Annotated in this window: 25 protein-coding genes; 15 read left to right on the top strand and 10 right to left on the bottom strand. The window is 68.4% G+C overall.

Annotation, left to right across the window (positions count from 1 at the left end):
- Nucleotides 1-8 precede the first annotated feature (8 nt).
- From H7I87_RS25800 to H7I87_RS25790, 3 genes are all read right to left on the bottom strand, one after another.
- Nucleotides 9-1304, bottom strand: a complete 1296-nt coding sequence (locus tag H7I87_RS25800) for an acyl-CoA dehydrogenase family protein (RefSeq protein WP_033712377.1) — start codon at nucleotides 1302-1304, stop codon at nucleotides 9-11.
- Between the two features lie 92 nt (nucleotides 1305-1396).
- Entirely contained in the window at nucleotides 1397-2098 is a 702-nt protein-coding gene (locus H7I87_RS25795; RefSeq protein WP_010950008.1) for a GAF and ANTAR domain-containing protein, read from the bottom strand.
- 74 nt (nucleotides 2099-2172) lie between these two features.
- Nucleotides 2173-3279: a F420-dependent hydroxymycolic acid dehydrogenase gene (locus H7I87_RS25790; protein ID WP_019733144.1), complete on the bottom strand. Its 1107-nt coding sequence runs from the start codon at nucleotides 3277-3279 to the stop codon at nucleotides 2173-2175.
- Between the two features lie 51 nt (nucleotides 3280-3330).
- Here H7I87_RS25790 and H7I87_RS25785 point away from each other — a divergent pair, with 51 nt between their 5' ends.
- Nucleotides 3331-3936: a GNAT family N-acetyltransferase gene (locus H7I87_RS25785; protein ID WP_019733143.1), complete on the top strand. Its 606-nt coding sequence runs from the start codon at nucleotides 3331-3333 to the stop codon at nucleotides 3934-3936.
- A gap of 65 nt (nucleotides 3937-4001) precedes the next feature.
- Nucleotides 4002-4355: a hypothetical protein gene (locus H7I87_RS25780; RefSeq protein WP_010950010.1), complete on the top strand. Its 354-nt coding sequence runs from the start codon at nucleotides 4002-4004 to the stop codon at nucleotides 4353-4355.
- A 35-nt stretch (nucleotides 4356-4390) separates the two neighbouring features.
- Here the strand turns inward: H7I87_RS25780 and H7I87_RS25775 are convergent, their stop codons facing one another.
- Entirely contained in the window at nucleotides 4391-5038 is a 648-nt protein-coding gene (locus H7I87_RS25775; protein WP_011726501.1) for a TetR family transcriptional regulator, read from the bottom strand.
- Between the two features lie 97 nt (nucleotides 5039-5135).
- Here H7I87_RS25775 and H7I87_RS25770 point away from each other — a divergent pair, with 97 nt between their 5' ends.
- Both H7I87_RS25770 and H7I87_RS25765 read left to right on the top strand, forming a co-directional pair.
- Nucleotides 5136-6230, top strand: coding sequence for a ferredoxin reductase (locus H7I87_RS25770; protein WP_019733142.1), 1095 nt, complete (start codon nucleotides 5136-5138; stop codon nucleotides 6228-6230).
- 12 nt (nucleotides 6231-6242) lie between these two features.
- Entirely contained in the window at nucleotides 6243-7343 is a 1101-nt protein-coding gene (locus H7I87_RS25765) for a fatty acid desaturase family protein (RefSeq protein WP_019733141.1), read from the top strand.
- Nucleotides 7344-7424: 81 nt separating this feature from the next.
- Here H7I87_RS25765 and H7I87_RS25760 read toward each other — a convergent pair whose 3' ends face one another.
- Nucleotides 7425-8537 carry a DUF1214 domain-containing protein gene (locus H7I87_RS25760; protein WP_019733140.1) on the bottom strand — a complete coding sequence of 371 codons (1113 nt, stop codon included), beginning with the start codon at nucleotides 8535-8537 and terminating at the stop codon, nucleotides 7425-7427.
- Nucleotides 8534-9109 carry a TetR/AcrR family transcriptional regulator gene (locus tag H7I87_RS25755; RefSeq protein ID WP_033712340.1) on the bottom strand — a complete coding sequence of 192 codons (576 nt, stop codon included), beginning with the start codon at nucleotides 9107-9109 and terminating at the stop codon, nucleotides 8534-8536. The genes H7I87_RS25760 and H7I87_RS25755 overlap by 4 nt, the downstream gene beginning before the upstream one ends.
- A gap of 28 nt (nucleotides 9110-9137) precedes the next feature.
- On the opposite strand from H7I87_RS25755, the gene H7I87_RS25750 reads away from it, so the two are divergent.
- Together H7I87_RS25750 and H7I87_RS25745 are read left to right on the top strand one after the other, a co-directional pair.
- Nucleotides 9138-10367 (top strand): sulfotransferase family protein, encoded by a 1230-nt coding sequence (locus H7I87_RS25750; RefSeq protein WP_033712342.1) that lies wholly within the window; start codon nucleotides 9138-9140, stop codon nucleotides 10365-10367.
- Nucleotides 10368-10396: 29 nt separating this feature from the next.
- On the top strand, nucleotides 10397-11287 hold the full coding sequence (locus H7I87_RS25745) for an alpha/beta fold hydrolase (RefSeq protein ID WP_003874219.1): 891 nt from the start codon (nucleotides 10397-10399) through the stop codon (nucleotides 11285-11287).
- A 77-nt stretch (nucleotides 11288-11364) separates the two neighbouring features.
- Here H7I87_RS25745 and H7I87_RS25740 read toward each other — a convergent pair whose 3' ends face one another.
- Together H7I87_RS25740 and H7I87_RS25735 are read right to left on the bottom strand one after the other, a co-directional pair.
- Nucleotides 11365-11577, bottom strand: coding sequence for a TOBE domain-containing protein (locus tag H7I87_RS25740; RefSeq protein WP_003879062.1), 213 nt, complete (start codon nucleotides 11575-11577; stop codon nucleotides 11365-11367).
- Between the two features lie 106 nt (nucleotides 11578-11683).
- Nucleotides 11684-12289: a TetR/AcrR family transcriptional regulator gene (locus H7I87_RS25735; protein ID WP_033712343.1), complete on the bottom strand. Its 606-nt coding sequence runs from the start codon at nucleotides 12287-12289 to the stop codon at nucleotides 11684-11686.
- Nucleotides 12290-12428: 139 nt separating this feature from the next.
- Between H7I87_RS25735 and H7I87_RS25730 the strand changes: the two genes are divergently transcribed.
- Nucleotides 12429-13745: a cytochrome P450 gene (locus tag H7I87_RS25730; RefSeq protein WP_033712344.1), complete on the top strand. Its 1317-nt coding sequence runs from the start codon at nucleotides 12429-12431 to the stop codon at nucleotides 13743-13745.
- A 12-nt stretch (nucleotides 13746-13757) separates the two neighbouring features.
- On the opposite strand, the gene msrA is transcribed toward H7I87_RS25730, so the two are convergent.
- Nucleotides 13758-14273: a peptide-methionine (S)-S-oxide reductase MsrA gene (msrA, locus tag H7I87_RS25725; protein WP_003874215.1), complete on the bottom strand. Its 516-nt coding sequence runs from the start codon at nucleotides 14271-14273 to the stop codon at nucleotides 13758-13760.
- 128 nt (nucleotides 14274-14401) lie between these two features.
- Between msrA and H7I87_RS25720 the strand changes: the two genes are divergently transcribed.
- The 3 genes from H7I87_RS25720 to H7I87_RS25710 all read left to right on the top strand — a co-directional run bounded on the left by H7I87_RS25720 (nucleotide 14402) and on the right by H7I87_RS25710 (nucleotide 16528).
- Complete coding sequence (locus H7I87_RS25720; RefSeq protein ID WP_009979794.1) at nucleotides 14402-14908, top strand: nuclear transport factor 2 family protein; 507 nt, start codon at nucleotides 14402-14404, stop codon at nucleotides 14906-14908.
- On the top strand, nucleotides 14905-15924 hold the full coding sequence (locus H7I87_RS25715) for an NAD-dependent epimerase/dehydratase family protein (protein ID WP_033712348.1): 1020 nt from the start codon (nucleotides 14905-14907) through the stop codon (nucleotides 15922-15924). Before H7I87_RS25720 ends, H7I87_RS25715 begins: the two co-directional genes overlap by 4 nt.
- 223 nt (nucleotides 15925-16147) lie before the next feature.
- Nucleotides 16148-16528 (top strand): DUF427 domain-containing protein, encoded by a 381-nt coding sequence (locus tag H7I87_RS25710; RefSeq protein ID WP_023864822.1) that lies wholly within the window; start codon nucleotides 16148-16150, stop codon nucleotides 16526-16528.
- 2 nt (nucleotides 16529-16530) lie between these two features.
- Here the strand turns inward: H7I87_RS25710 and H7I87_RS25705 are convergent, their stop codons facing one another.
- Nucleotides 16531-16932 carry a nuclear transport factor 2 family protein gene (locus H7I87_RS25705; protein ID WP_011726492.1) on the bottom strand — a complete coding sequence of 134 codons (402 nt, stop codon included), beginning with the start codon at nucleotides 16930-16932 and terminating at the stop codon, nucleotides 16531-16533.
- Nucleotides 16933-16992: 60 nt separating this feature from the next.
- Between H7I87_RS25705 and H7I87_RS25700 the strand changes: the two genes are divergently transcribed.
- The 5 genes from H7I87_RS25700 to H7I87_RS25680 all read left to right on the top strand — a co-directional run bounded on the left by H7I87_RS25700 (nucleotide 16993) and on the right by H7I87_RS25680 (nucleotide 21312).
- Nucleotides 16993-17907 carry a DNA-3-methyladenine glycosylase family protein gene (locus H7I87_RS25700; RefSeq protein WP_033712349.1) on the top strand — a complete coding sequence of 305 codons (915 nt, stop codon included), beginning with the start codon at nucleotides 16993-16995 and terminating at the stop codon, nucleotides 17905-17907.
- Between the two features lie 88 nt (nucleotides 17908-17995).
- On the top strand, nucleotides 17996-18544 hold the full coding sequence (locus H7I87_RS25695) for a Dps family protein (protein ID WP_003879065.1): 549 nt from the start codon (nucleotides 17996-17998) through the stop codon (nucleotides 18542-18544).
- A 125-nt stretch (nucleotides 18545-18669) separates the two neighbouring features.
- A complete protein-coding gene (locus tag H7I87_RS25690; RefSeq protein ID WP_019732067.1) occupies nucleotides 18670-19656 on the top strand; it encodes a pirin family protein in 987 nt (328 codons plus the stop codon).
- Nucleotides 19657-19658: 2 nt separating this feature from the next.
- Entirely contained in the window at nucleotides 19659-20294 is a 636-nt protein-coding gene (locus H7I87_RS25685; RefSeq protein ID WP_033712351.1) for a TetR/AcrR family transcriptional regulator, read from the top strand.
- A gap of 76 nt (nucleotides 20295-20370) precedes the next feature.
- Complete coding sequence (locus H7I87_RS25680) at nucleotides 20371-21312, top strand: class I SAM-dependent methyltransferase (protein WP_033712352.1); 942 nt, start codon at nucleotides 20371-20373, stop codon at nucleotides 21310-21312.
- Nucleotides 21313-21347 lie beyond the last annotated feature (35 nt).

Raw genomic sequence — 21347 nt, 5'->3', positions numbered from 1 at the left:
CGAGAACCCTAAAATTCCGCGACGGCGTGTTCGAGGCGTTCGGCCAACCGCGCCTGGGCCTCGGCCCGCCGGGTCGGAATGTGCGCCGACGGGAAAGGCGTTGACACGGGCTCGTATTCGCGCAGCGTGCGGCGGGCCACCGTCATCTTGTGCAGCTCGGTGGCGCCGTCGGCGATGCCCAGCGACTCGGCGGCCACCAGCATCTTGACGAACGGCATCTCGTCGGAGACGCCGAGCGCGCCGTGCAGGTGCAGGGCCCGTTGGGCGACGTCGTGCAGCACCTGCGGCATGGCCACTTTCACCGCCGCGATGTCGCGGCGCACCTTCTGGTAGTCGTGGTGCTTGTCGATCAACCACGCGGTGCGCAACACCAGCAAGCGGAACTGCTCGATCTGGATCCAGCTGTCGGCGATCTTCTCCTGGGTCATCTGGAAATCGGCCAGCCGCCCGTGCCGGGTCTTGCGGGACACCGCCCGTTCGCACATCATGTCAAAGGCGCTGCGCGCCAAGGCGATTGTGCGCATCGCGTGGTGAATCCGGCCCCCGCCCAGCCGGGTCTGGGCGATCATGAACGCCTGCCCCTCGCCGCCCAGCACGTGGTCGGCGGGCACCCGGACGTCGGTGTAGCGGACGTAGCCGTGGCTGCCCCGGCTGGAGGACTCGGCCCCCACCCCGACGTTGCGAACGATCTCGATGCCCGGTGTCTCGGCCGGAACGATGAACAGCGACATCTTGTCGTAGGTGCGGGCCTCCGGGTTGGTGACCGCCATGACGATGAAGAACGACGCGTGTTTGGCGTTGGTGGAGAACCACTTCTCGCCGTTGATCACCCAGTAGTCACCGTCGCGGGTGGCCGCGGTGACGAATTGCCCGGGATCCGAACCACCCTGCGGCTCGGTCATCGAATAGCAGGAGGTGATCTCGCCGTCCAGCAGCGGCTGCAGGTAGCGGGCCTTCTGTTCGTCGGTGCCGAACAGCGCCAGTATCTCGGCATTGCCGGAATCCGGTGCCTGACAACCGAATACCGACGGGGCCCAGCGTGAGCGTCCGAGGATTTCGTTGAGCAGCGCCAGCTTGACCTGACCGAAGCCCTGGCCGCCCAATTCCGGTCGCAGGTGGGCGGCCCACAGGCCCTGGTCCTTCACCTGCTGCTGTAACGGCCGCAGGATGGCCATCATCTCGGCGTTCTTCTTGTCGTAGGGATCCAGGGCCACCAGGTCGAGCGGCTCCAGCTCTTCGGCCATGAATTTCTCGACCCAATCCAGCTTCGCCTGGTATTCGGGGTCAGTCTCGAAGTCCCACACCGTGGCCAACCATTCCCCGGCGCCGCGCCGCGCCGGACTCGTCGATGAAGCCACCCCATCCTAGAACGACGGCACCACCCGAGTGAGCAGGACTAGGCGCCCTGACCGCGGGTGTCGATGATCTGCTGGGCGATCTCGACCAGTTTCACCTGGCTCTCCTGGGACAGCCGTCGCAGCAGATCGAAGGCCCGCACGTCGTCCACGCCGAAACGTTCCATGATGATGCCCTTGGCCTGACCGATGCGGTCGCGGGTGGACACCGCCGAATACAGCTGCTCGGCACGGCTTCCGGCCAGGATCGCGGCGGCGGCGTGGGCGGCGAACACCGAGCCGATGGTCTCGGCCTCGGTGTCCCACGCGTCGGGCCGGTGCGAGAACAGGTTCAGCGCCCCCGCGGTGCGGTCCGCGGTGTAGAGCTTGAAGGACAGGCTGCTGAGCACACCCAACTGCACGGCCGCGGGCGCGTAGCGCGGCCAGCGCGGCTCGCGCCGCAGATCGTCGCTGCGCACGATCGTCTCCTGCAGCGCGGCCTGCGCGCAGGGTCCCTCACCGAAGTCGTGTTGCAGGACGTCGAGCCGTGCGGCCAGGCTGTCGGTGTCGGCCAGGGTCTCGAACTCGCCGCCCTTTCGCACCAGCAGCACTCCGGCGATGTCGGCTCCCGGTATCACCTCGACCGCCGCCGCGGTCACCTCGGCCAGCACCTGATCGAGCCGTCGCGGCGCGGCCATCCCGCGGACCAGCTCGGCCATCCGCACAGCCAGCTGGTGTCGGGAATCCGGGTCCACTGCATCCATAACGTCCCGATTCTGCCCGATCCCCCGCGAGTTTGTGGCCGGCAGCGGCGAAACCGGCGTTGCCCTAAGCGGGTTCAGCGCAATTTCGGTAAGACATTGTCCCGGTAGAAGTCGATGGCGACCATCGGGTCGTCCTGCGGAAAGTGCAGGAAGGGAACGGCGCCCGCGTCGAGGACCCGCTGCACGGCCTCGACGTGCCGACCCGCGTCGGTGCCGACCGTCCAGCCACCGAAAACCTTGTCGGTGGGATTGGACTCGGCGGCCCGCTGGATGTCCACCGGATCCGGCTGGTCGACCGCGCCGGCCGTGAAGCGCCACAGCGTGGCCGCGCGGGCGGCCACGGCGTCATCGCCGACGACGGCGAATATCTCGGCCCGTTTCCCCAGGGTCGCTACGTCACGCCCGGCCGCTTGGGCTCCAGCACCGAAGGCCGCCAACAGTTTTGGGTTGGTGACGTCGCCGGACTGGGCGATCCAACCATCGCCGAACTGCCCGGCCAGCTTCGCGCTCTTCGGGCCGCCAGCCGCCACGAAGATCGGCGGCGGGGTGGCCGGCACGTCGTACAGCTTTAGTGAATTCGTCTGAAAGTAGCGGCCGGAGAACGAGATTCGCGAGCCGCTCCACAGCTGGCGGATCAGCGCGATCGCCTCGGCCAGCCGGTCGTGGCGTTCGGTGTAGTTGCCGTAGCCGTTGGTGGTGGCCTGCTCGTTGAGCCGCTCGCCGGTGCCCACTCCCAGAAACACCCTGCCGGGGTTGAGGATTGCCAGCGAGGCGAACGCCTGGGCCACCGTGGCGGGGTGATAGCGGTAGGTCGGACAGGTCACCCCGGTGCCGAACGAGACGTGGCTGGTGCTGCTGCCCACCAACGCCAGCGTCAGCCACGGAAACATCGAATGGCCCTCGTTGTCCTGCCACGGCTGGATGTGATCGCTGGCCCACACGTGGGTGAAGCCGGCCCGTTCGGCCGCCTGCGCCTGTGCCACCAACCGGTCGGTGCGGAACTGCTCGTGGGAGAGCACAAACCCGACGCCCTTGCCCGCGGGCGCCGGCGGTGCGCCGGATCGGCCGTGCCCGGCGCTCGGCTTCGCGCAGGCCTCGACCGCGGACGCGAGCATGCCGCCGGCACCGACCGCCAGCCGCCCCAACGTTCGCCGCGAAATGCCGGTCACCCCCGTCGTCATACCCGCCACCGTCGGCCTCACACACACCGGGTACGCACTAGCCTCGGATGGATGACCCCGCAGGTCCGCCCGGCCGACGGGGCCGACATCCGCGCACTGTCGGCCACGCTGGCCCGCGCGTTCTACGACGACCCGGTGATGGTCTGGCTGTTCCCCGATCGGCGCAAGCGCATCGCGCGGCTGTCCCGGGTGTTCGCGACGATGACCCGCCACCACCACCTGCCCGGCGGCGGCGTCGAGGTGGCCTGCGCGGACGCCGGGATCGGCGCCGCGGCGTTGTGGGACCCGCCCCACCGATGGCGGGAGACCCCGCGCGCGCAGCTGGCGATGACGCCGACCTACCTGCGGGTGTTCGGGCTGCGTTCGATGCGCGGCCGTGCGGTGCAGGAGCTGATGAAAAGCGTGCACCCCGAGGAGCCGCACTGGTATCTCGCCGTGATCGGCAGCGATCCCGGTGTCCGCGGTCAGGGCTTCGGTCAGGCCCTGATGAGGTCACGGCTGGACCGCTGCGACGCCGAGCACTGCCCTGCCTACCTGGAGTCGACCAAACCCGAAAACGTCCCGTACTACCAGCGTTTCGGCTTCACCGTCACCCGTGAGATCGTCCTGCCGGACGGCGGTCCGAGCATGTGGGCGATGTGGCGGCCGCCCCGGTGATCCGTGGCGCGACGCGCGCCGGCCGCGCCGTTTAACCACCCCGGGCGGCGGGCAACCGTGTCGGCATGAGCGATAACCCTCGAGGCGACGAACTGGTGGATCCCGCCGACCTTCCCGAGGAGGGCGGCCCGGGTGACACCCTGAACGCGAGCGAAGGTACCGACTCGGACGAGGTGCGCAACGACGACGGCGACATCGTCGTCGATCCCCCGGAGGGCTGGAGCGAGGCGGATCGATTCGGCGTGACGGCCGGGGAGGAACGCGAGGGCGAGTCCCTCGACGACCGGCTGGCCGCCGAGGAGCCCGACGTGCCCGACGCCATCGAGCCGGTGGACGACCTGCCGCGGCGCGCGCACCGGGGCCAGGTGGACGGCACCCCCGAGGACGGCGACTCGCTGTACGACGTCGTCGACGAGTAAGTCAGTGCTCGCATGTTTACTGCAGCCGACGTGATCTAGGGCGTGCTGCGCCAGCCGGCGATGCCGGTGGCGATCATCCGCAACTGCTTGACGGCCAGCCGGCGGATGTCCTCGCGCGCCTCGGCGCTCTGCGAATCCTCGATGGCCTCGGCGATGACGATCATCGCGTTGACGAACAGGGTCGCCAGCACGTTGAGGTCCTCGGTGGTCCACTCGTGCAGGCCGGGAAACCGGGCCAGGTCGGTGGCCAGCTCGGAGGTGATCAGCCGGATCTCGGTGCGGATGGCGTAGCGCAGCACCGACAGCCCGCTGTTGCGCTCGCGGGCGATCAGCCGCCAATGCTCGCGCCGGTCCGCGACGCTGGCCACCAGGATCTCCACCGATGACTCGATCACCCGGTTCGGGTCGAGCTTGCCGGCCCGGGCGTCGCGCAGGGTGTCGCGCAGGCTGCGGAACGACTCGTCGATCAGCACCAGGCCCAGGGATTCCATCGACTCGAAGTGCCGGTAGAACGCCGCCGGCACGATCCCGACCTCTCGGGTCACCTCGCGCAGGCTCAGGCTGGAGAAACTGCGGTCCTGCAGCAGCTTGAGGGCGGCGGCGATGATGGCGCGACGGGTCGCCTCCTTGCGCTCTTCCCGCGACTGGCTTTCGCGGGAGCGCTCACGTCCGGAGCCGCGCACCCGTGAGCTAGGAGTACGGCTGTTCACTGTGTGAACCCTACCACATACGGGCAGTAAATCCTTGACTGCTCGGCCGGGGCGGAGCAACGGTGTACATATGTTCACTCAAACCGTTCAGGCTTCCGGCCGGGTCCTCGCGCGGACCGTGCGGCAGCGGGTGCTGGGTTCGGAGCTGCTCGACCTGCTGACCGGTCCGCACGGCGTCGATCGTTACACCGAGCTGGTGGCACCGACGTGGACGCTGGGCGAGGCCCGCGCCAAAGTGACCGACGTGCGCCGCACCACGCCGCGCAGCGTCACGCTCACCCTGGAGCCCAACGACACCTTCCTGTCCAGCCATACCGTCACAGCCGGCCAGTACGTCAACCTCACCGTGGAGATCGACGGGCGCCGGCACACCCGCTGCTATTCGCCGGCCAACCGCGAAGGCGCGGCCACCCTCGAGTTGACCATCGGCCGGCACGACGGCGGGCTGGTCTCGAACCATCTGTACGACCACGCCCGACGCGGCATGGTGGTCGGCCTGGCCGGCGTCGGCGGCGATTTCGTGTTGCCGGACCCGCGCCCGCGGCGCGTCCTGTTCGTCTCCGGGGGCAGCGGTATCACCCCGGTGATGGCGATGGTGCGCACCCTGGTTTCCCAGCGGCATCGCGGCGAGATCGCCTTCATTCACTACGCGCCGACCCCCGCCGAGGCCTGCTACCGCGACGAATTGGCCGCGCTGCCGTCGGTGCGGGTGCTGCACGGGTACACCCGATCCGCGGGCGGCGACCTTTCCGGGCGCTTCGGGCCCGATCACCTGGCCGCCGCGATGCCCGCACCGGATGCGGTGTTCGTCTGCGGCCCAACATCTTTGGTCGATGCCGTCCGAGAGCACTGCGACAACGTCTACACCGAAAGCTTCACTCCGCCGGTGCTCGAGGCGCCGGCCGACCCGTCCGGCGGACGAGTCACGTTCTCCGACAGCGGCGTCGACGTCGTCGACGACGGGCGGTCGTTGCTGGAGCAGGCCGAGGCCGCCGGACTGTCCCCGCAAAACGGGTGCCGGATGGGCATCTGTCACACCTGCACGCGGCGCAAAACCGCCGGTACCGTGCGCAACCTGGTCACCGGTGCGGTCTCGACCGCTCCCGATGAGGACGTGCAGATCTGCGTGTCCGTTCCGGTCGGTGACGTGGACCTGTCCCTCTGAGGAGTAAAAACCGTGACACACAACAAGATAACCCTGACCCCCGAACAGGCCGAGGAATTCGGCCGTGAGCTCGACGCCCTCAAGGAACGGGTGATGGCCGACCTCGGCGAAAAGGATGCCGACTACATTCGCCGCGTCATCAAGGCGCAGCGCGCGCTGGAAGTCGGTGGCCGCGCCCTGCTCTTCCTGCCCCCGGCATGGCTGCTGGGCACCACCATGCTGGGCCTGTCGAAGATCTTGGACAACATGGAGATCGGCCACAACGTCATGCACGGCCAGTACGACTGGATGCGCGACCCGGCGATCAGCGGCCGGTCCTTTGAATGGGACACCGCGTGCCCGGCCGACCAGTGGCGGCACTCGCACAACTACATGCACCACACCCACACCAACATCGTCGGCATGGACCGCGACATCGGGTACGGGATCCTGCGGATGAGCGAAGACCAGCCGTGGCAGCCGTATTTCCTCGGCAACCCGCTCTACGCGTTCCTGTTGATGGTGCTGTTCCAGTACGGGGTGGCGCTGCACGAGCTGGAAACCGAACGTATCCGCTCCGGAGAGATCCGGTTGGCGGACAAGCGCGAGGTGCTGCGCGAAATCTGGCAGAAGACCCGCCGCCAGACGCTCAAGGACTATGTCGCCTTTCCGCTGCTGGCCGGGCCCTTCGCGCCGTTCGTGTTCACCGGCAACCTCACCGCCAACCTGATCCGCAACGTGTGGTCATACATGATCATCTTCTGCGGCCACTTCCCGGACGGCACACAGGAATTCACCGTCGAAGAGACGCAGGACGAGTCGCGCGGCATGTGGTACTTCCGCCAGATCCTCGGCTCGGCAAACCTGACCGGCGGCAAGCTGTTTCATCTGCTCTCCGGCAACCTGTCGCACCAGATCGAGCACCACCTGTTCCCCGACATGCCGGCCCGGCGCTACGCCGAGATCGCGCCGGAGGTACAGGCGATCTGCCAACGCTACGGCGTCGCGTACAACCGCGGGCCGCTGCTGCGTCAGTTCGGCACCGTCGTGCGCAAGATCGTCAAGCTGTCGTTGCCGGACGCGTGGGTCCCCGGCGCCGCCAAGCCCGCCGACCGCGAGCCGGTGGCCGCCTGAGCGACTCCCGAGCGTGGGGGCCATGTACGGATTGCGGACGTCTCGCCTACACAGCCCCCACGCTCGGCGCAACGGGATGGCTCAGCGCACCGCCGTCGGGGCGTCGGCGGCCTTGACGAGTTCCACCTCGGGCCGGGCGGGCACGCCATCGGCCAGGAACCACCGGAAGGCCAGGTTGCCGCGCGGATAGCCCAGCGTGGTAACGGAATTCGGGTGCGGCGTGCGGTCGCCGGACAACACGATGGTCACTGTGCCGTCGCTGTTGGCGACGGCGCTGTGGCCGTTGATCGAGCACCGGGCGTCGGGGCCCTCCGCGGCGCCGTAGGTGGCCATGAACTGGTTCCACACCACCATGTTCCAGAACCGGCAGGACGGGGGCCGGTGCGTGATGACCAGGGCCTCGTCGTCGTCGAGCACGAAACTGCCGTAGGAGTAGCAGGCATCGCGTGCCGACCAGCCGAAGTTGGCGTCGGGCACCTGGTAGGGGTCGGCGAATGCGTTTGCGGCGTGGGCGGTTTCGTGCCCGAGCGCGTGCTGGTCGTCAACCCGGTTGCCGACCGCCAGCGGGACGATGGCGAACATGGTGCGCAGCCAGGTCGCGACCGCGCGCAGCCGGGCGGCGGTCTCGGCGTCGCCGTGCCGGATCGGCGCGGGCTCATCGAGCGCCTCGATTCGCCACGTCACCGGGCGCCCGGTCAGCGGGTCGGCCTGGTAGTCGCGGGTCATCAGCACCGCCGCATCGGGTGTCGGGGGAAATTCGAAGGAGAAGTTGCCGTCGGCGTCGACGTCCAGGTCGCTGTCGCGGACGATCGCGACGACCCGGTCCGACCACGCCCCGAGTGACGGTTCGTTGTAGGCGGTCACCGAAAAGTACACGCTGTCACCCTTGTTGCCGCTGATCCGGTACCGGCGCTTCGGATCCACCGGGCAGATGAAGTAGTAGGCGTCGGTGTTGTCGCCGCCCCAGCGCCGGTCGCGGCGAAACGGCGTGTTCACCGCGACGAACTGCGGCCGGTCGGGCTCGGGGAACAGGTAGGTGTCGAACGCCACGCCCAGGGTGGTGGCGAGCATGCGGTAGCCGTCGGCGATGTGCCGGTCGTCGCTGACCGCGCGGTCGCCCTCCAGGAAGGAGCGGTCGAGCTCGCCCAGGGCGGCCAGCAATTCCCGCCATGCGGTGGTCGATTCGTGCGTCATGCGCTGATTCCTTTCAGGAGCAACCTGGTGGTGCGATCGACCCACGCGTCGTCGAGCTCGTTGGGGCGGGTCAGCAGGGCCACCAAGGTGACGCCCGCGATGGTCTCGGCCAGTTCGGCGGCGGTGACGTCGGGCCGTGCCTCGCCGCGCGCCGCGGCGGCGGCGAGCCAGTCGGCCAGGCCGCCGCCGATGGCGCCGGCGAACCGCTCCAGCAGCGCCGAATGCAGGCTCGGATCGGCGGCCATTTCGCCGATCAGCCCGGGCAGGGCGGCCTTGGCGGCCGGGGCGGTGAGGAAAACCATTGTGCGGCGCACCATCTCGCGCAGGTCGTCGGCCGTCGACCCGGTGTCGGGGATGGCGGTGTCGGCGCTGACCGGGAACACCGCCTCGTGCACCAGGTGCGCCTTGCTGGGCCAGCGGCGGTAGATCGCGGGCTTGCTGGTGCCGGCTCGCTGCGCGATGGCGGAGACCAGCAGCCCGGGATAGCCCGTCTCCGCCAGCAGCTCCACCGTCGCGCGCAGCACCGCGGCATCGATCCGGGGATCACGGGGTCGGCCAAAATCCACTACCATTACGAAACTAAGAGTAACATAAGTCGGCGTGACCGTTCGCCTCGAAGACCTGGCCGAGCCGCAGTTCAGCGCCGAGGGCCGACAGATCCTGGACATGATGGCCGCGATGGCCCCGCAGTGCCCGCTGGATGCCGACGCGCTGCACACCCAGGCCAGCGCCGACACCGGCCTGCACGACTTCGGGCCCGACGACTACCGGGAGCGCCTCGAGGTCTACCTGACCGCGCTGCGCGAAATCGACGGGCTGCACGCCGCCGGGACGGTCAACTTCTATGGTCAGCTGCTGCAGATCCTCAAGAACCGGCTGCTGCTGACCGACCTGCTCAAGCGTCATCCCGAGATCCACGACATCGAACTGCGCTCCCCGGTGGTGATCGCCGGGCTGCCCCGCACCGGCACCACCCACCTGCACAACCTGCTGGCCGCGCCACCCACCTTCCGCACCATGCCCTACTGGGAAAGCGTGGAGCCGTTTCCGATGCCCAATGAGGTTGGCGTGCAACCGGATCCGCGGCGAACCCGGATGGACGTCGCGGTCGGGGTGATCAACACGGTGATGCCGCATTTCGCGCTGATGCACGAGATGACCACCGATCACGTCCACGAGGAGATCCAGTTGCTGGCCAACGACGTGTCCACCATGCTGCTGGAGACGCTCGCCGAGGCGCCGCGCTGGCGCGCCTACTACCAGGCCCACGATCAGACGCCGCACTACGAATATCTGGCCACCCAGCTGCGGGCGATGCAGTTCCTGCGCTGCGGCCGGCGCTGGCTGCTCAAGTCGCCCCAGCATCTAGAGCAGGTGCCGGTGCTCGATCGGGTGTTTCCGGACAGCATCGTGGTGTTCACCCACCGCGACCCGGTGCCGGTGGCGCTGTCGATGATCGCGATGATCACCTACTCAGCCCGCATGCACCGCTCGCCGGTGCCGGTGCGCCAGATCGCCGAGTCCTGGATCGACCGCCTGGGGCAGATGCTGGCCGCGCTGGTCCGCGACCGCGACACCATTGGTCCGGACCGTTCGATCGACATCCGGTTCGACGACTTCATGGCCGACGAACTCGGCGTGGCCGAGCGGGTGTACGCCCTGGCGGGCGAGCCGTTCACCGACGACGCGCGCGCGGACGTCGCCGACTACCTGGCGGGTCACCGCCGCGGCCGGCTGGGCAACGTCGAAACGTCCTACGAGATGTTCGGGTTGGACGAGGACAGCCTGCGCGAGCGTTTCGCCCCCTACGTCGAGCGGTTCCTGGCCTAATCCCGCGCCGGCGGCTACCTTCTCAACACATGGTCACCATGCCCGAGCTGGACGGCGTCGAACACCGCTACGTGGATCTCGGAGACGACGTGACGATCCATGTCGCGGACGCGGGTCCGGCGAGCGGCCCGGCGGTGATGCTGGTACACGGCTTCCCGCAGAACTGGTGGGAATGGCGCGCGTTGATCGGGCCGCTGGCCGCCGACGGCTACCGGGTGCTGTGCCCGGACCTGCGCGGCGCCGGGTGGAGCTCGGCGCCGCGGTCGAGTTACCGCAAGGACGAGATGGCCGACGACCTGGCCGGGGTGCTCGATCGCCTGGGCGTCCGGTCGGTCGACCTGGTGGCCCACGACTGGGGCGGACCGGTCGCGTTCATCATGATGCTGCGCCACCCGGAAAAGGTGACCGGCTTCTTCGGGGTGAACACCTCGGCGCCGTTCGTGAAGCGCTCGCTGTCGACGATCCGCAATGTGTGGCGGTTCTGGTATCAGATCCCGATCTCGTTGCCGGTCATCGGCCCCCGGGTGATCAGCACCCCGGATTCCCGGTTCGTGCGGCTGCTGGGGTCCTGGGTCGGCGGCGGCTACACGCTGCCCGAGGAGGACGTCCGCCTCTACCTCGAGTGCATGCGCCAACCGGGGCACGCCGAGGCGGGCTCGCGGTGGTATCGGTCGTTTCAGACCAGGGAGATGCTGAGCTGGATGCGCGGGGAGTACGACGGCGCCCGCGTGCACGTTCCGGTGCGCTGGCTGTCGGGCACCGAGGACCCGGTGCTTACCCCGGACCTGTTGGACGGATACGCCGAGCGGATCGATGACTTTCAGCTGGAGCTGGTCGACGGCGTCGGGCATTGGATCGTCGACCAGCGGCCCGATCTGGTGCTGGACCGGGTGCGGGCCTTCCTGCGCCGCGAAACTTAAACTGCGGCGCCGGTTTTCGGCGTGTCGTGTGCGTGGTGTAAGTGTCGTGGCGTGCCGGGCGGTACGCGCCGCGCGCCCTAGTCGACGCCGATGGTGACCTCGGTCGATTTGATGAACACGGTCGCCGGCTTACCGACCTCGAGGCCGAGGTCGGTCGCGGCATCCCTGGTGACCGACGACGTGACGACCTGGTCGCCGCCGTCCAGCGTCACCTTCACCACGGCCATCACGGTGCCGAGTTCGACCTCGGTGATGGTCCCCCTGAGCTGGTTTCGGGTCGAGAGCCGCATCGCAAGAACCTCCATGTCGCAACGGTCGGGATCTGCGGTGAGCGTAGCCCTACCCGGCTCGGCCCGGAATGGCTTGGGAGACTTCCACTTACGCGAGCGGACGGGCCTAGTGCCGGGGGCCAAGCAGAGCTACGGACGCATCCACGGCCGGTTCCACGATTCCTCGGACCGGTTTTCCGTCTTCGACCGCAAGTGCGGTCAGCTCCCGCAGCCCGCCGAGCAGGATTACGGCCAGCGGCGCGGTCAGCGGAGGAAGCTGCGCGCGGCGGAATCCGGGACTGGCGCTCAGGTCGATCAGCAGGCTGGTCAGCAACTGCAGCCCGCGGCGCTGCACCGGGCGCGCGGCCGCACCCAGCGAGGGCAGCTCGCGGATCCAGCTCAACGTGATGGCCGGACGCGCCTCGATGTATCCCACGTAGGCCTCGACCGCCTGGCGGATCTGCACGCGCCAATCCGCCTCGGGATCGACCGAGGCCGCGATCTTGGCCCCCAATTTCTCGATGTCGACCGCCAGCAGCTCGAGAAAGCACTCTTCCTTGCCGGCGAAGTGGTCGTAGAAGGTGCGCTTGGAGGTCCGTGCGCAGCGGACGACGTCGGCGACGGTGCTGGCGCGGTAGCCGCGCTCGCCGATCGAGGTGGCCAGACCGTCGAGCAATCGGAGCCGAAATGGATCGATCTCGCCGAGATCGGGCTCGCCATCCGTTGCGGTCATTGCTGAGGTCACGGCCGGCGCCCCCTCTCGGTTCGAAACGCATCTTGTCAGCTTTGGTACTGCAGAGTACCGTACTTCGAAAGGTCTGTGGTACATCGCGGTACCAACCCCGGCCCGGGGCAGATGTTGGGAGCAATGCATGAGCGAAGTAGCCACCGCCCCGCCGGCCGCGGTCCATCTGCCTCCCGCGGTCCGAGGCCCGAAACTGTTGCAGGGCATCGGGTTTGCCGTGTCGCGCCGAACCATGATGCGACGGCTTTCCCGCCGTTACGGCAACGTCTTCACGCTGCGCCTGCCGATGTGGGGGCCCGTCGTCATGGTCAGCGATCCCCAGCTCGCCAAGCAGATCTTCACCACCAGCCCGGACGAACTGGGCAACATCCAGCCCAATTTGAGCAGGCTGTTCGGCTCCGGCTCGGTGTTCGGGCTCGAGGGCGACGACCACCGCCGGCGGCGACGGCTGCTGGCGCCGCCGTTTCACGGCAAGAGCATGAAGAACTACGAGAGCATCATCGAAGAGGAGACGCTGCGCGAGACGGCCGGCTGGCCGGAGGGCGAGTCATTCCCGACGTTGCCGCCGATGATGCGGATCACGCTCAACGCGATCCTGCGCGCGGTCTTCGGGGCCGAGGGCGCCGAGCTCGACGAGCTGCGCCGGCTCATCCCGCCCTGGGTCACCCTGGGTTCACGGCTTGCGGCGCTGCCGAAGCCGCAGCGCTACCCGCGGTTCGGCCCGTGGGGTCAACTGGACAGGTGGCGCCGCCAATACGACGGCGTCATCGAGAGGCTGATCGCCGCGGAGCGGGCCGACCCGAACTTCGCCGAGCGGACCGACGTGCTGGCGCTGCTGCTGCGCAGCACCTACGACGACGGTGCGGCCATGTCGCACAAGGAGATCGGCGACGAGCTGTTGACCCTGCTGGCCGCCGGGCACGAGACCACGGCGTCGACGCTGGCGTGGGCGTTCGAGCGGATCAGCCGGCACCCCGAGCTGTTGGCGAGGCTGGTCGAGGAGGCCGACAACGGCGGCAACGAGCTGCGCCAGGCGGCGATCCTGGAGGTGCAACGGGCAAGGACCGTCATCGATTTCGCCGGCCGCCACGTCTATCCCGACGTGTACCGGCTCGGCGAATGGGTGATCCCGCGCGGCTATTCGATCATCGTCGGCATCGCGCAGATCCACGACAACCCCGATGTGTTCCCCGACCCCCGGCGGTTCGACCCGCAACGCTTCATCGACAACAAGCCGTCGGCGCTGTCCTGGATCCCGTTCGGTGGCGGGACGCGCCGGTGCGTCGGGGCGGCGTTCGCGAACATGGAGATGGACGTGGTGCTACGAACGGTGTTGCGCCACTTCACCATTGAAACCACCGACGCACCGGACGAGCCCTGGCACTGCCGCGGCGTGGCCTTCACCCCCAAACACGGCGGTCGGATCGTGGTGCACCGGCGCTGAGCCGGGCGCGGTTCAGCTACCGGAGGTAGCCCGGCGCGGCAGTTTCCAGCCCGGGCGGATGTAGTGGCAGGTGTACCCGTTGGGGTAGCGCTGCAGGTAATCCTGGTGCTCGGGCTCGGCTTCCCAGAAGTCGCCGGCCGGGCTGACCTCGGTCACCACCTTGCCGGGCCATAAACCGGAGGCCTCCACATCGGCGATGGTGTCCAGCGCGATCCGCTTCTGCTCGTCGTCGGTGTAGAAGATCGCCGAGCGGTAGCTGGGTCCGCGGTCGTTGCCCTGCCGGTCTTTCGTTGTCGGATCGTGGATCTGGAAGAAGAACTCCAGGATCTGCCGGTAGTCGGTTACCGCCGGGTCGTAGATGATCTCGACGGCCTCGGCGTGGGTGCCGTGGTTGCGGTAGGTCGCGTTGGGGACGTCACCGCCGGTGTAGCCGACCCGGGTGGACACCACGCCGGGTTGCTTGCGGATGAGTTCTTGCATCCCCCAGAAGCACCCGCCGGCCAGAATCGCTTTCTGCGTGTTCGTCATGTCATCGCCTCGTTTCGCTCTCGCCGAATGGCCGCAGTCCCCCTCCGATTATCCTGACGTTGGCCATCGAATACACCCGCGAGGCAAAGCTCTCGACAAACTGCGGTAGAACGTGTTCTAGTTTTGGCGTGAGCAGCCCGCAATTCTCCCGTAGTGAGCTCGTCGATGCCTTCGCGAAATTCGAAGCGACGGTCGATGCCGCGGCCCAATCGCACGACTGGGATGCCTGGGTCGAGCACTACACCCCCGACGTGGAGTACGTCGAGCACGCGGCCGGCACCATGCACGGCCGCGACGAGGTGCGCCAGTGGATCAAGCGGACCATGACGACCTATCCCGGCAGCCACATGGTCGCGTTCCCGTCGCTGTGGTCGGTGGTCGACGAGGAGCGCGGCCGGATCATCTGCGAACTCGACAACCCCATGAAAGACCCCGGCGACGGCAGCGTCATCACCGCGACCAACATCTCGATCATCACCTACGCCGGCGACGGACTGTGGTCGCGGCAGGAGGATGTCTACAACCCGTTGCGCTTCCTGCGCGCCGCGATGAAGTGGTGCCGCAAGGCGCAGACGCTGGGCACCCTCGACGACGCGGCCGCGCAGTGGATGCGGCAGAACGGGGGCGCGCAGTGAGCGGCAAACCCAAACTGGTCATCGGCGCCAACGGTTTTCTGGGTTCGCACGTGACCCGCCAGCTCGTCGCCGACGGGGCGCAGGTCCGCGCGATGGTGCGCGCCGGCGCCAATACCCGTGGTATCGACGACCTTTCGCTGACCCGCTTCCATGGCGACGTGTTCGACACCGCGGTGCTGTCCGAGGCGATGGACGGCGTCGACGACGTCTACTACTGCGTGGTCGACACCCGCGCCTGGTTGCGCGACACCTCGCCGCTGTTTCGCACCAATGTCGAAGGGCTGCGCAACGTTCTGGATGTGGCCGTAACCCAACCTGAGCTGCGCAAGTTCATCTTCACCAGCACCTACGCGACGGTCGGGCGACGGCGCGGGCACGTGGCGACCGAGGACGACGTCATCGGCACCCGCGGGCTGTCCGACTACGTCAAATCCCGCGTGCAGGCCGAAAACCTGGTGATGCGCTATGTGGCCGAGGCCGGGCTGCCCGCGGTCGCGATGTGCGTGTCGACCACCTACGGCAGCGGCGACTGGGGCCGCACCCCGCACGGCGCCTTCATCGCCGGGGCCGTGTTCGGCAAGTTGCCGTTCACCATGGAGGGCATCCAGCTGGAAGTCGTCGGCGTCACCGACGCCGCGAAGGCCATGGTCCTGGCCGCCGACCGCGGCCGTGTCGGCGAGCGGTACCTGATCTCCGAGCGGATGATCGCGCTCAAAGAGGTGGTGCGGATCGCCGCCGACGAAGCCGGGGTGCCGCCCCCGCGGCGCTCGATCTCCGTCCCGACGCTGTATGCCCTTGGCGCACTGGGCGATCTGCGCGCCCGGCTCACCGGCAAGGACGCCGAACTCAGCCTCGCCTCGGTGCGAATGATGCGCGCCGAGGCGCCCGTCGACCACAGCAAGGCCGTCCGCGAACTCGGTTGGCAGCCGCGCCCGGTCGAGGAGTCCATTCGCGAGGCGGCGCGGTTCTGGGCCTCGATGCGAAATGCCAAGGGTAAGAGCGCAACTCCTCGCTGAACACCACGCCGATCACCGTTCAGGATGCGCCGCGGCCCATCGCGGGCGACTAGCCTCGGGCGGTATCGGGGCCCATTGAACACGTCGAACTGCAGCTCACCGGACGCTTGTGCCCGCGGTGGCGAACATGGCGCAATACCACCGCTGCGCGTTCGGCTGACCGGGAAGGGTTAAGCGCGGATGGGCGTTGCACATCTCACCGGCGTCTTGAGGAGGAACCACCATGGCCCACCCGGAAATCAAAGAGCCCAGTGCGGGACACCCGATCACCATCGAGCCGACGCGGGGCCGGGTGCAGGTACGTGTCAACGGCGAGCTGATCGCCGACAGCACCGCCGCACTGGAATTGCGTGAAGCAACATTGCCTGCGGTGCAATACATTCCGTTCACCGACGTGGCGCAGGACCGGCTCACCCGCACCGACACCAGCACCTACTGCCCGTTCAAGGGCGAGGCCAGCTACTACAGCGTGACCACCTCGGCAGGCGACACCGTCGACGACGTGATCTGGACCTACGAGCAGCCCTACCCCGCCGTGGCGGCGATCGCCGGGCACGCCGCGTTCTACCCCGACAAGGCTGAGATCAGCATCTCGACCGACTGAGCTCAGTAGCCGATCCATCCGGGCATCGCGTTATCCACCGCCCGGGTGTCGCTGTACACGCGCATCGACACGATCAGCCCGTCGCGGGTGTCGAAAATGCACACGAACGGGCTGTCGTACTCGACGCCCGCGGAGGTGGTTCCGGCGGCCTGCGCCTCCACCACGACCGTCTCGCCCTCGTTGACACAGCGCACTAGGTCGATGGTCAGCTCCAGGTCTTGTTTGCGCCGCTCGATCGCCCGCCGCAAGGTGTCCTTGTCGCAAGCCGCGCGGGTGTAGAGCGTCCAGTAGCTGAAGTCGTCGCTGAGCAGCGCGAAGCCCTCGTCCAGATCGCCGCCCTCGGTGGTGCTCTGTAAGAACATCCAGGCCAGTTCGCCCTGAGGATCATCGAACGGCGTCATCACACCGCAATATTGACGTGGCACGCAGTTCACGGTCAATCAGGGCAAATCGGAGAGCATCGGGTGAAGAGCAGCGCGCGCACCGTGGTGTTTCCCGGAGCGGTCAGCTTCGGGCACACCCTGGCGCCCCTCCGCCGCGGCCTGGGCGATCCCTGCTTCCTGGCCCCGGGCGACGGCTCCATCTGGCGGACCAGCCTGCTGCCCACCGGCCCGGTCACCGCCCGGATCAGCCGCGCGGGGACCAACGCCGTGCAGTGTGTGGCGTGGGGAGCCGGCGCGGCGCAGTTCGTCGACATGCTGCCCGCGATGCTGGGCAGCGAGGACGACGCCTCGGACTTCGTGCCGCGGCATCCGACGGTCGCCGCCGCGCAGCGGCGCGTCCCGCACCTGCGGCTGGGCCGCACCGGGCTGGTGCTCGAAGCGCTGATCCCGGCGATCATCGAGCAGCGGGTGCCGGGCGCGGACGCGTTCCGCTCCTGGCGGGTGCTGGTGTCGAAGTACGGCACGCCGGCGCCGGGACCGGCGCCGGAGCGGATGATGGTCCCGCCCTCGGCGCAGGCGTGGCGCAGCATCCCGTCGTGGGAGTTCCACCGCGCCAACGTCGACCCGCGGCGGGCGCAGACGGTGGTGACCTGTGCGCGGCGCGCCGCCTCGCTGGAACGGCTGGTGTCGCGGCCGGCCGCGCAGGCGCGCGCGGCGTTGACGTCGCTGCCGGGGGTGGGGGAGTGGACCGCCGCCGAGACGGCGCAACGGGCCTTCGGCGACGCCGACGCCGTGTCGGTGGGCGACTACCACATTCCCAAGATGGTCGGCTGGACGCTGCTGGGCCGTCCCGTCGACGACGCTGGCATGCTCGAATTGCTGGAGCCGATGCGGCCGCATCGCCAGCGGGTGGTCCGGTTGCTCGAAGCCAGCGGGCTGGCTCGTGAACCCCGGCGGGGGCCGCGGCTTCCGGTCCAGCAAATCCACTCGCTTTGATTCGCGGCGTTTTTCGCACCTTGGCATCGGGTACTCGACAGCCCAAGTGACCGAGTGCGAACCGAGGGAAGGAAGCCAGGAACAAGCGATGAGTGAGTTCACAATTCCGGGATTGACCGACAAGCAGGCGGCGCGGCTCACCGAACTGCTGCAAAAGCAACTGAGCACCTACAACGATCTTCACCTGACGCTCAAGCACATTCACTGGAACGTGGTGGGCCCCAACTTCATCGGCGTGCACGAGATGATCGACCCGCAAGTCGAGGCGGTCCGCGGTTTCGCCGACGACGTCGCGGAACGCATTGCGGCGCTTGGTGCTTCGCCGCAGGGCACGCCCGGAGCCATCATCAAGGACCGGTCGTGGGACGACTACTCGGTGGGCCGCGACACCGTCCAGGCGCACTTGGCCGCCCTCGATCTCGTCTACAACGGGGTGATCGAAGACATCCGCCAATACATCGACGAGACGGACGAACTCGACCAGGTGACCCAGGACCTGTTGATCGGGCAGGCGGCGCAGCTCGAGAAGTTCCAATGGTTCGTCCGGGCACACCTGGAAAGCGCCGGCGGGCAGTTGGCGCACAAGGGCAAAAGCACCGAACGCGCCGCCGCGCAGAGCGCGCGCGGCAAATCCTGACCCACCCCGCAGCGAACGACGGATCGCCCCGGCACAGCGCCGGGGCGATCGCGCGTCCGGCCCCTCAGGAATAAGTGGACCGTAGTCCGGTTATACCGGGTAGTCCGCAACATCGAGGAGGCCAAATGCCTGCAGTCACGGCCAACACGCTCACCTTGCCGCGGGTCGGTGGCCCCGGCCCCGCCGACACCGAACGCCCGGTGCGATCCATCACCACCGGCCCGCGGGGCTACGAGGGCGAAGGGTTCCCGGTGGTGCGCGCCTTCGCCGGGGTCAGCACCGCCGCCCTGGACCCGTTCGTGCACATGGACCAGCTGGGTGAGGTCGACTATCAGCCCGGCGAGCCCCGGGGCACCGACTGGCACCCGCACCGCGGCTTCGAAACCGTGACCTATCTGCTCGACGGGAAGTTCGCCCACCAGGACTCGCACGGGGGCGGGGGCCTGATCACCGACGGCGCCACCCAGTGGATGACCGCCGGGTCGGGCATCTTGCACATCGAGACGCCCCCGGCCGAACTTGTCGACAGCGGTGGGCTGTTCCACGGCATCCAGCTGTGGGTGAACCTGCCCCGCAAGGACAAGTTCACCCCGCCCCGCTACCAGGCCATCGAAGGCGGCGACGTCGCGTTACTGGCCTCCGACGACGGCGGCGCGCTGCTGCGCATCATCGCCGGCGAGGTCGACGGGCACCACGGCCCGGGCGTCACCCACACGCCGATCACGCTGGCGCACGCGACGATCGCGAACGGCGCGCGGCTCAACCTTCCGTGGCGGCGCGATTTCAACGCGCTGGTGTACGTGCTGTCCGGCGACGGCTACGTCGGCCCGGTCGCGCACCCGATTCGTCAGGGGCAGTTGGCCGTGCTGGGGCCGGGTGACCGGATCACCGTCGGCGCGCGCGAGGTCCAGGATTCGGGGCCGGATCGCGGCGCCATTGATGTGCTGCTGCTCGGCGGGCGGCCCATTCGCGAGCCGGTATTCCACTACGGGCCTTTCGTGATGAACACGCGCACGGAATTGATCGAGGCGCTGCAGGACTACCAGGCCGGAAAGTTTGGCAGCATTCCGCCAAACGCGCTAATGCCGCACCGCCGCGATGGCACACTCTGAGAATGCTTCCACGGGGGAATCGCAGGCCAGGGCGTCCGCCTGCGGCCAAAGCCGATGAAACCCGGCAACGCATCATTCAGGCCGCTCGCCTGGTTTTCAGCGAACGCGGTTATGACGGCGCGACCTTCCAGGCCATCGCGGCGCGCGCCGATTTGACCCGGCCGGCGATCAATCACTACTTCTCGAGCAAGCCGGCGCTGTATCAGGAAGTGATGGACGAGACGAATGAATTCGTCATCGGGGTCGGGATAAAAGAGGCAGACCGCGAAACCACGCTGGTGGGGCGGCTCACGGCATTCATCTCCGCGGCGGTGAAAGCCAATGCCGAGAATCCGGCGGGTTCCGCATTCATTATCGGCGGCGTCCTGGAATCGCAGCGGCACCCCGAATGGAACACAGCGGAAAACGATTCCGTGCGCATTGCCCGCGAATTCTTGATCCGCGTGGTCAACGACGCGATCGAGCACGGCGAGGTCGCGGCCGACATCGACGCGTCGGCCTTGGTGGAGACCCTGCTCGTGGTGATGTGCGGGGTGGGGCTGTACGCGGGCTACGTCGAGACCTATCAGGAGATGCTGGCCGTCACCGGCATGCTGCGACAGCTGCTGGAAGGCGCGCTGTGGCGTCCCGGGTCCTAAGCGCGGACGGGCGCGCAGTGAAGTTGCGCACAAAGCGTATAGGCTAACTAACTTATCCCGGTAGCATGGTCCGGACATGACTGATCTGGACTCCTCGCTGCCGCCGTCCGTCCGGACCGCCGGCGACAGCTGGACCATCACCGAACTCGTCGGCGCCACCGCGTTGGGCGTCGCCGCGGCGCGTGCGGCGGAGACCGCCGGTCCCGATCCGCTGATCCGCGACGAATTCGCCGGCCTGCTGGTGTCGTCCGCCGGGCCGGCCTGGGCGCGGCTGGCCGACCCGGAGCTGTCCTGGCTCGACGACGATCCGCACGGCAAACGCGCGCACCGCGTCGGCATCGACTACCAGGCCGTGCGCACCCACTACTTCGACGAGTACTTCGACGGCGCGCTGCGCGCCGGGATCCGGCAGGTGGTGATCCTGGCCGCCGGGCTGGACTCGCGGGCCTACCGACTGAACTGGCCCGGCGGCACCACCGTCTACGAGATCGACCAGCCCAAGGTGCTGGAGTACAAGACCGAGACCCTGCAGCGGCACGGCGCCACCCCCGCCGCCGTCCGGCGTCCCGTCCCAGTCGACCTGCGTGACGACTGGCCCGCGGCCCTGACCGCCGCCGGCTTCCAGGCCGCCCGGCCCACCGCCTGGCTGGCCGAAGGACTGCTGCCCTACCTGCCGAGCGACGCCCAGGACCGGCTGTTCGAGATGGTCACCGCGCTCAGCGCCGCCGGCAGCCAGGTCGCCGTCGAGGTGTTCGGCATGAACTCGCGCAGCAACGCGCAGCGCTGGCTGCGGATGCGCGGGCGGCTGGGCCTGGACGTCAACGTCGCCGCGCTGACCTACCACGAGCCGGACCGCTCGGATGCCGCCGCCTGGCTGACCGGGCACGGCTGGCGGGTGCACAGCGTCGACAACCGCGACGAGATGGCCCGGCTGGGCCGCCCGGTACCCGAGGACCTGTCCGACGAGGCGGTCCGCAGCACGTTGCTGCGCGCCCACCTCGGCGGGTCCACCGGCTGACTTCCCCCGAGGATTCCAAGGAGCAAACGCCATGA

Source organism: Mycobacterium timonense, assembly GCF_025821985.1.
GTDB lineage: Bacteria > Actinomycetota > Actinomycetes > Mycobacteriales > Mycobacteriaceae > Mycobacterium > Mycobacterium avium.
Note: the sequence above shows the minus strand (reverse complement) of the source record. Positions and strands in the feature narration are given on the sequence as shown.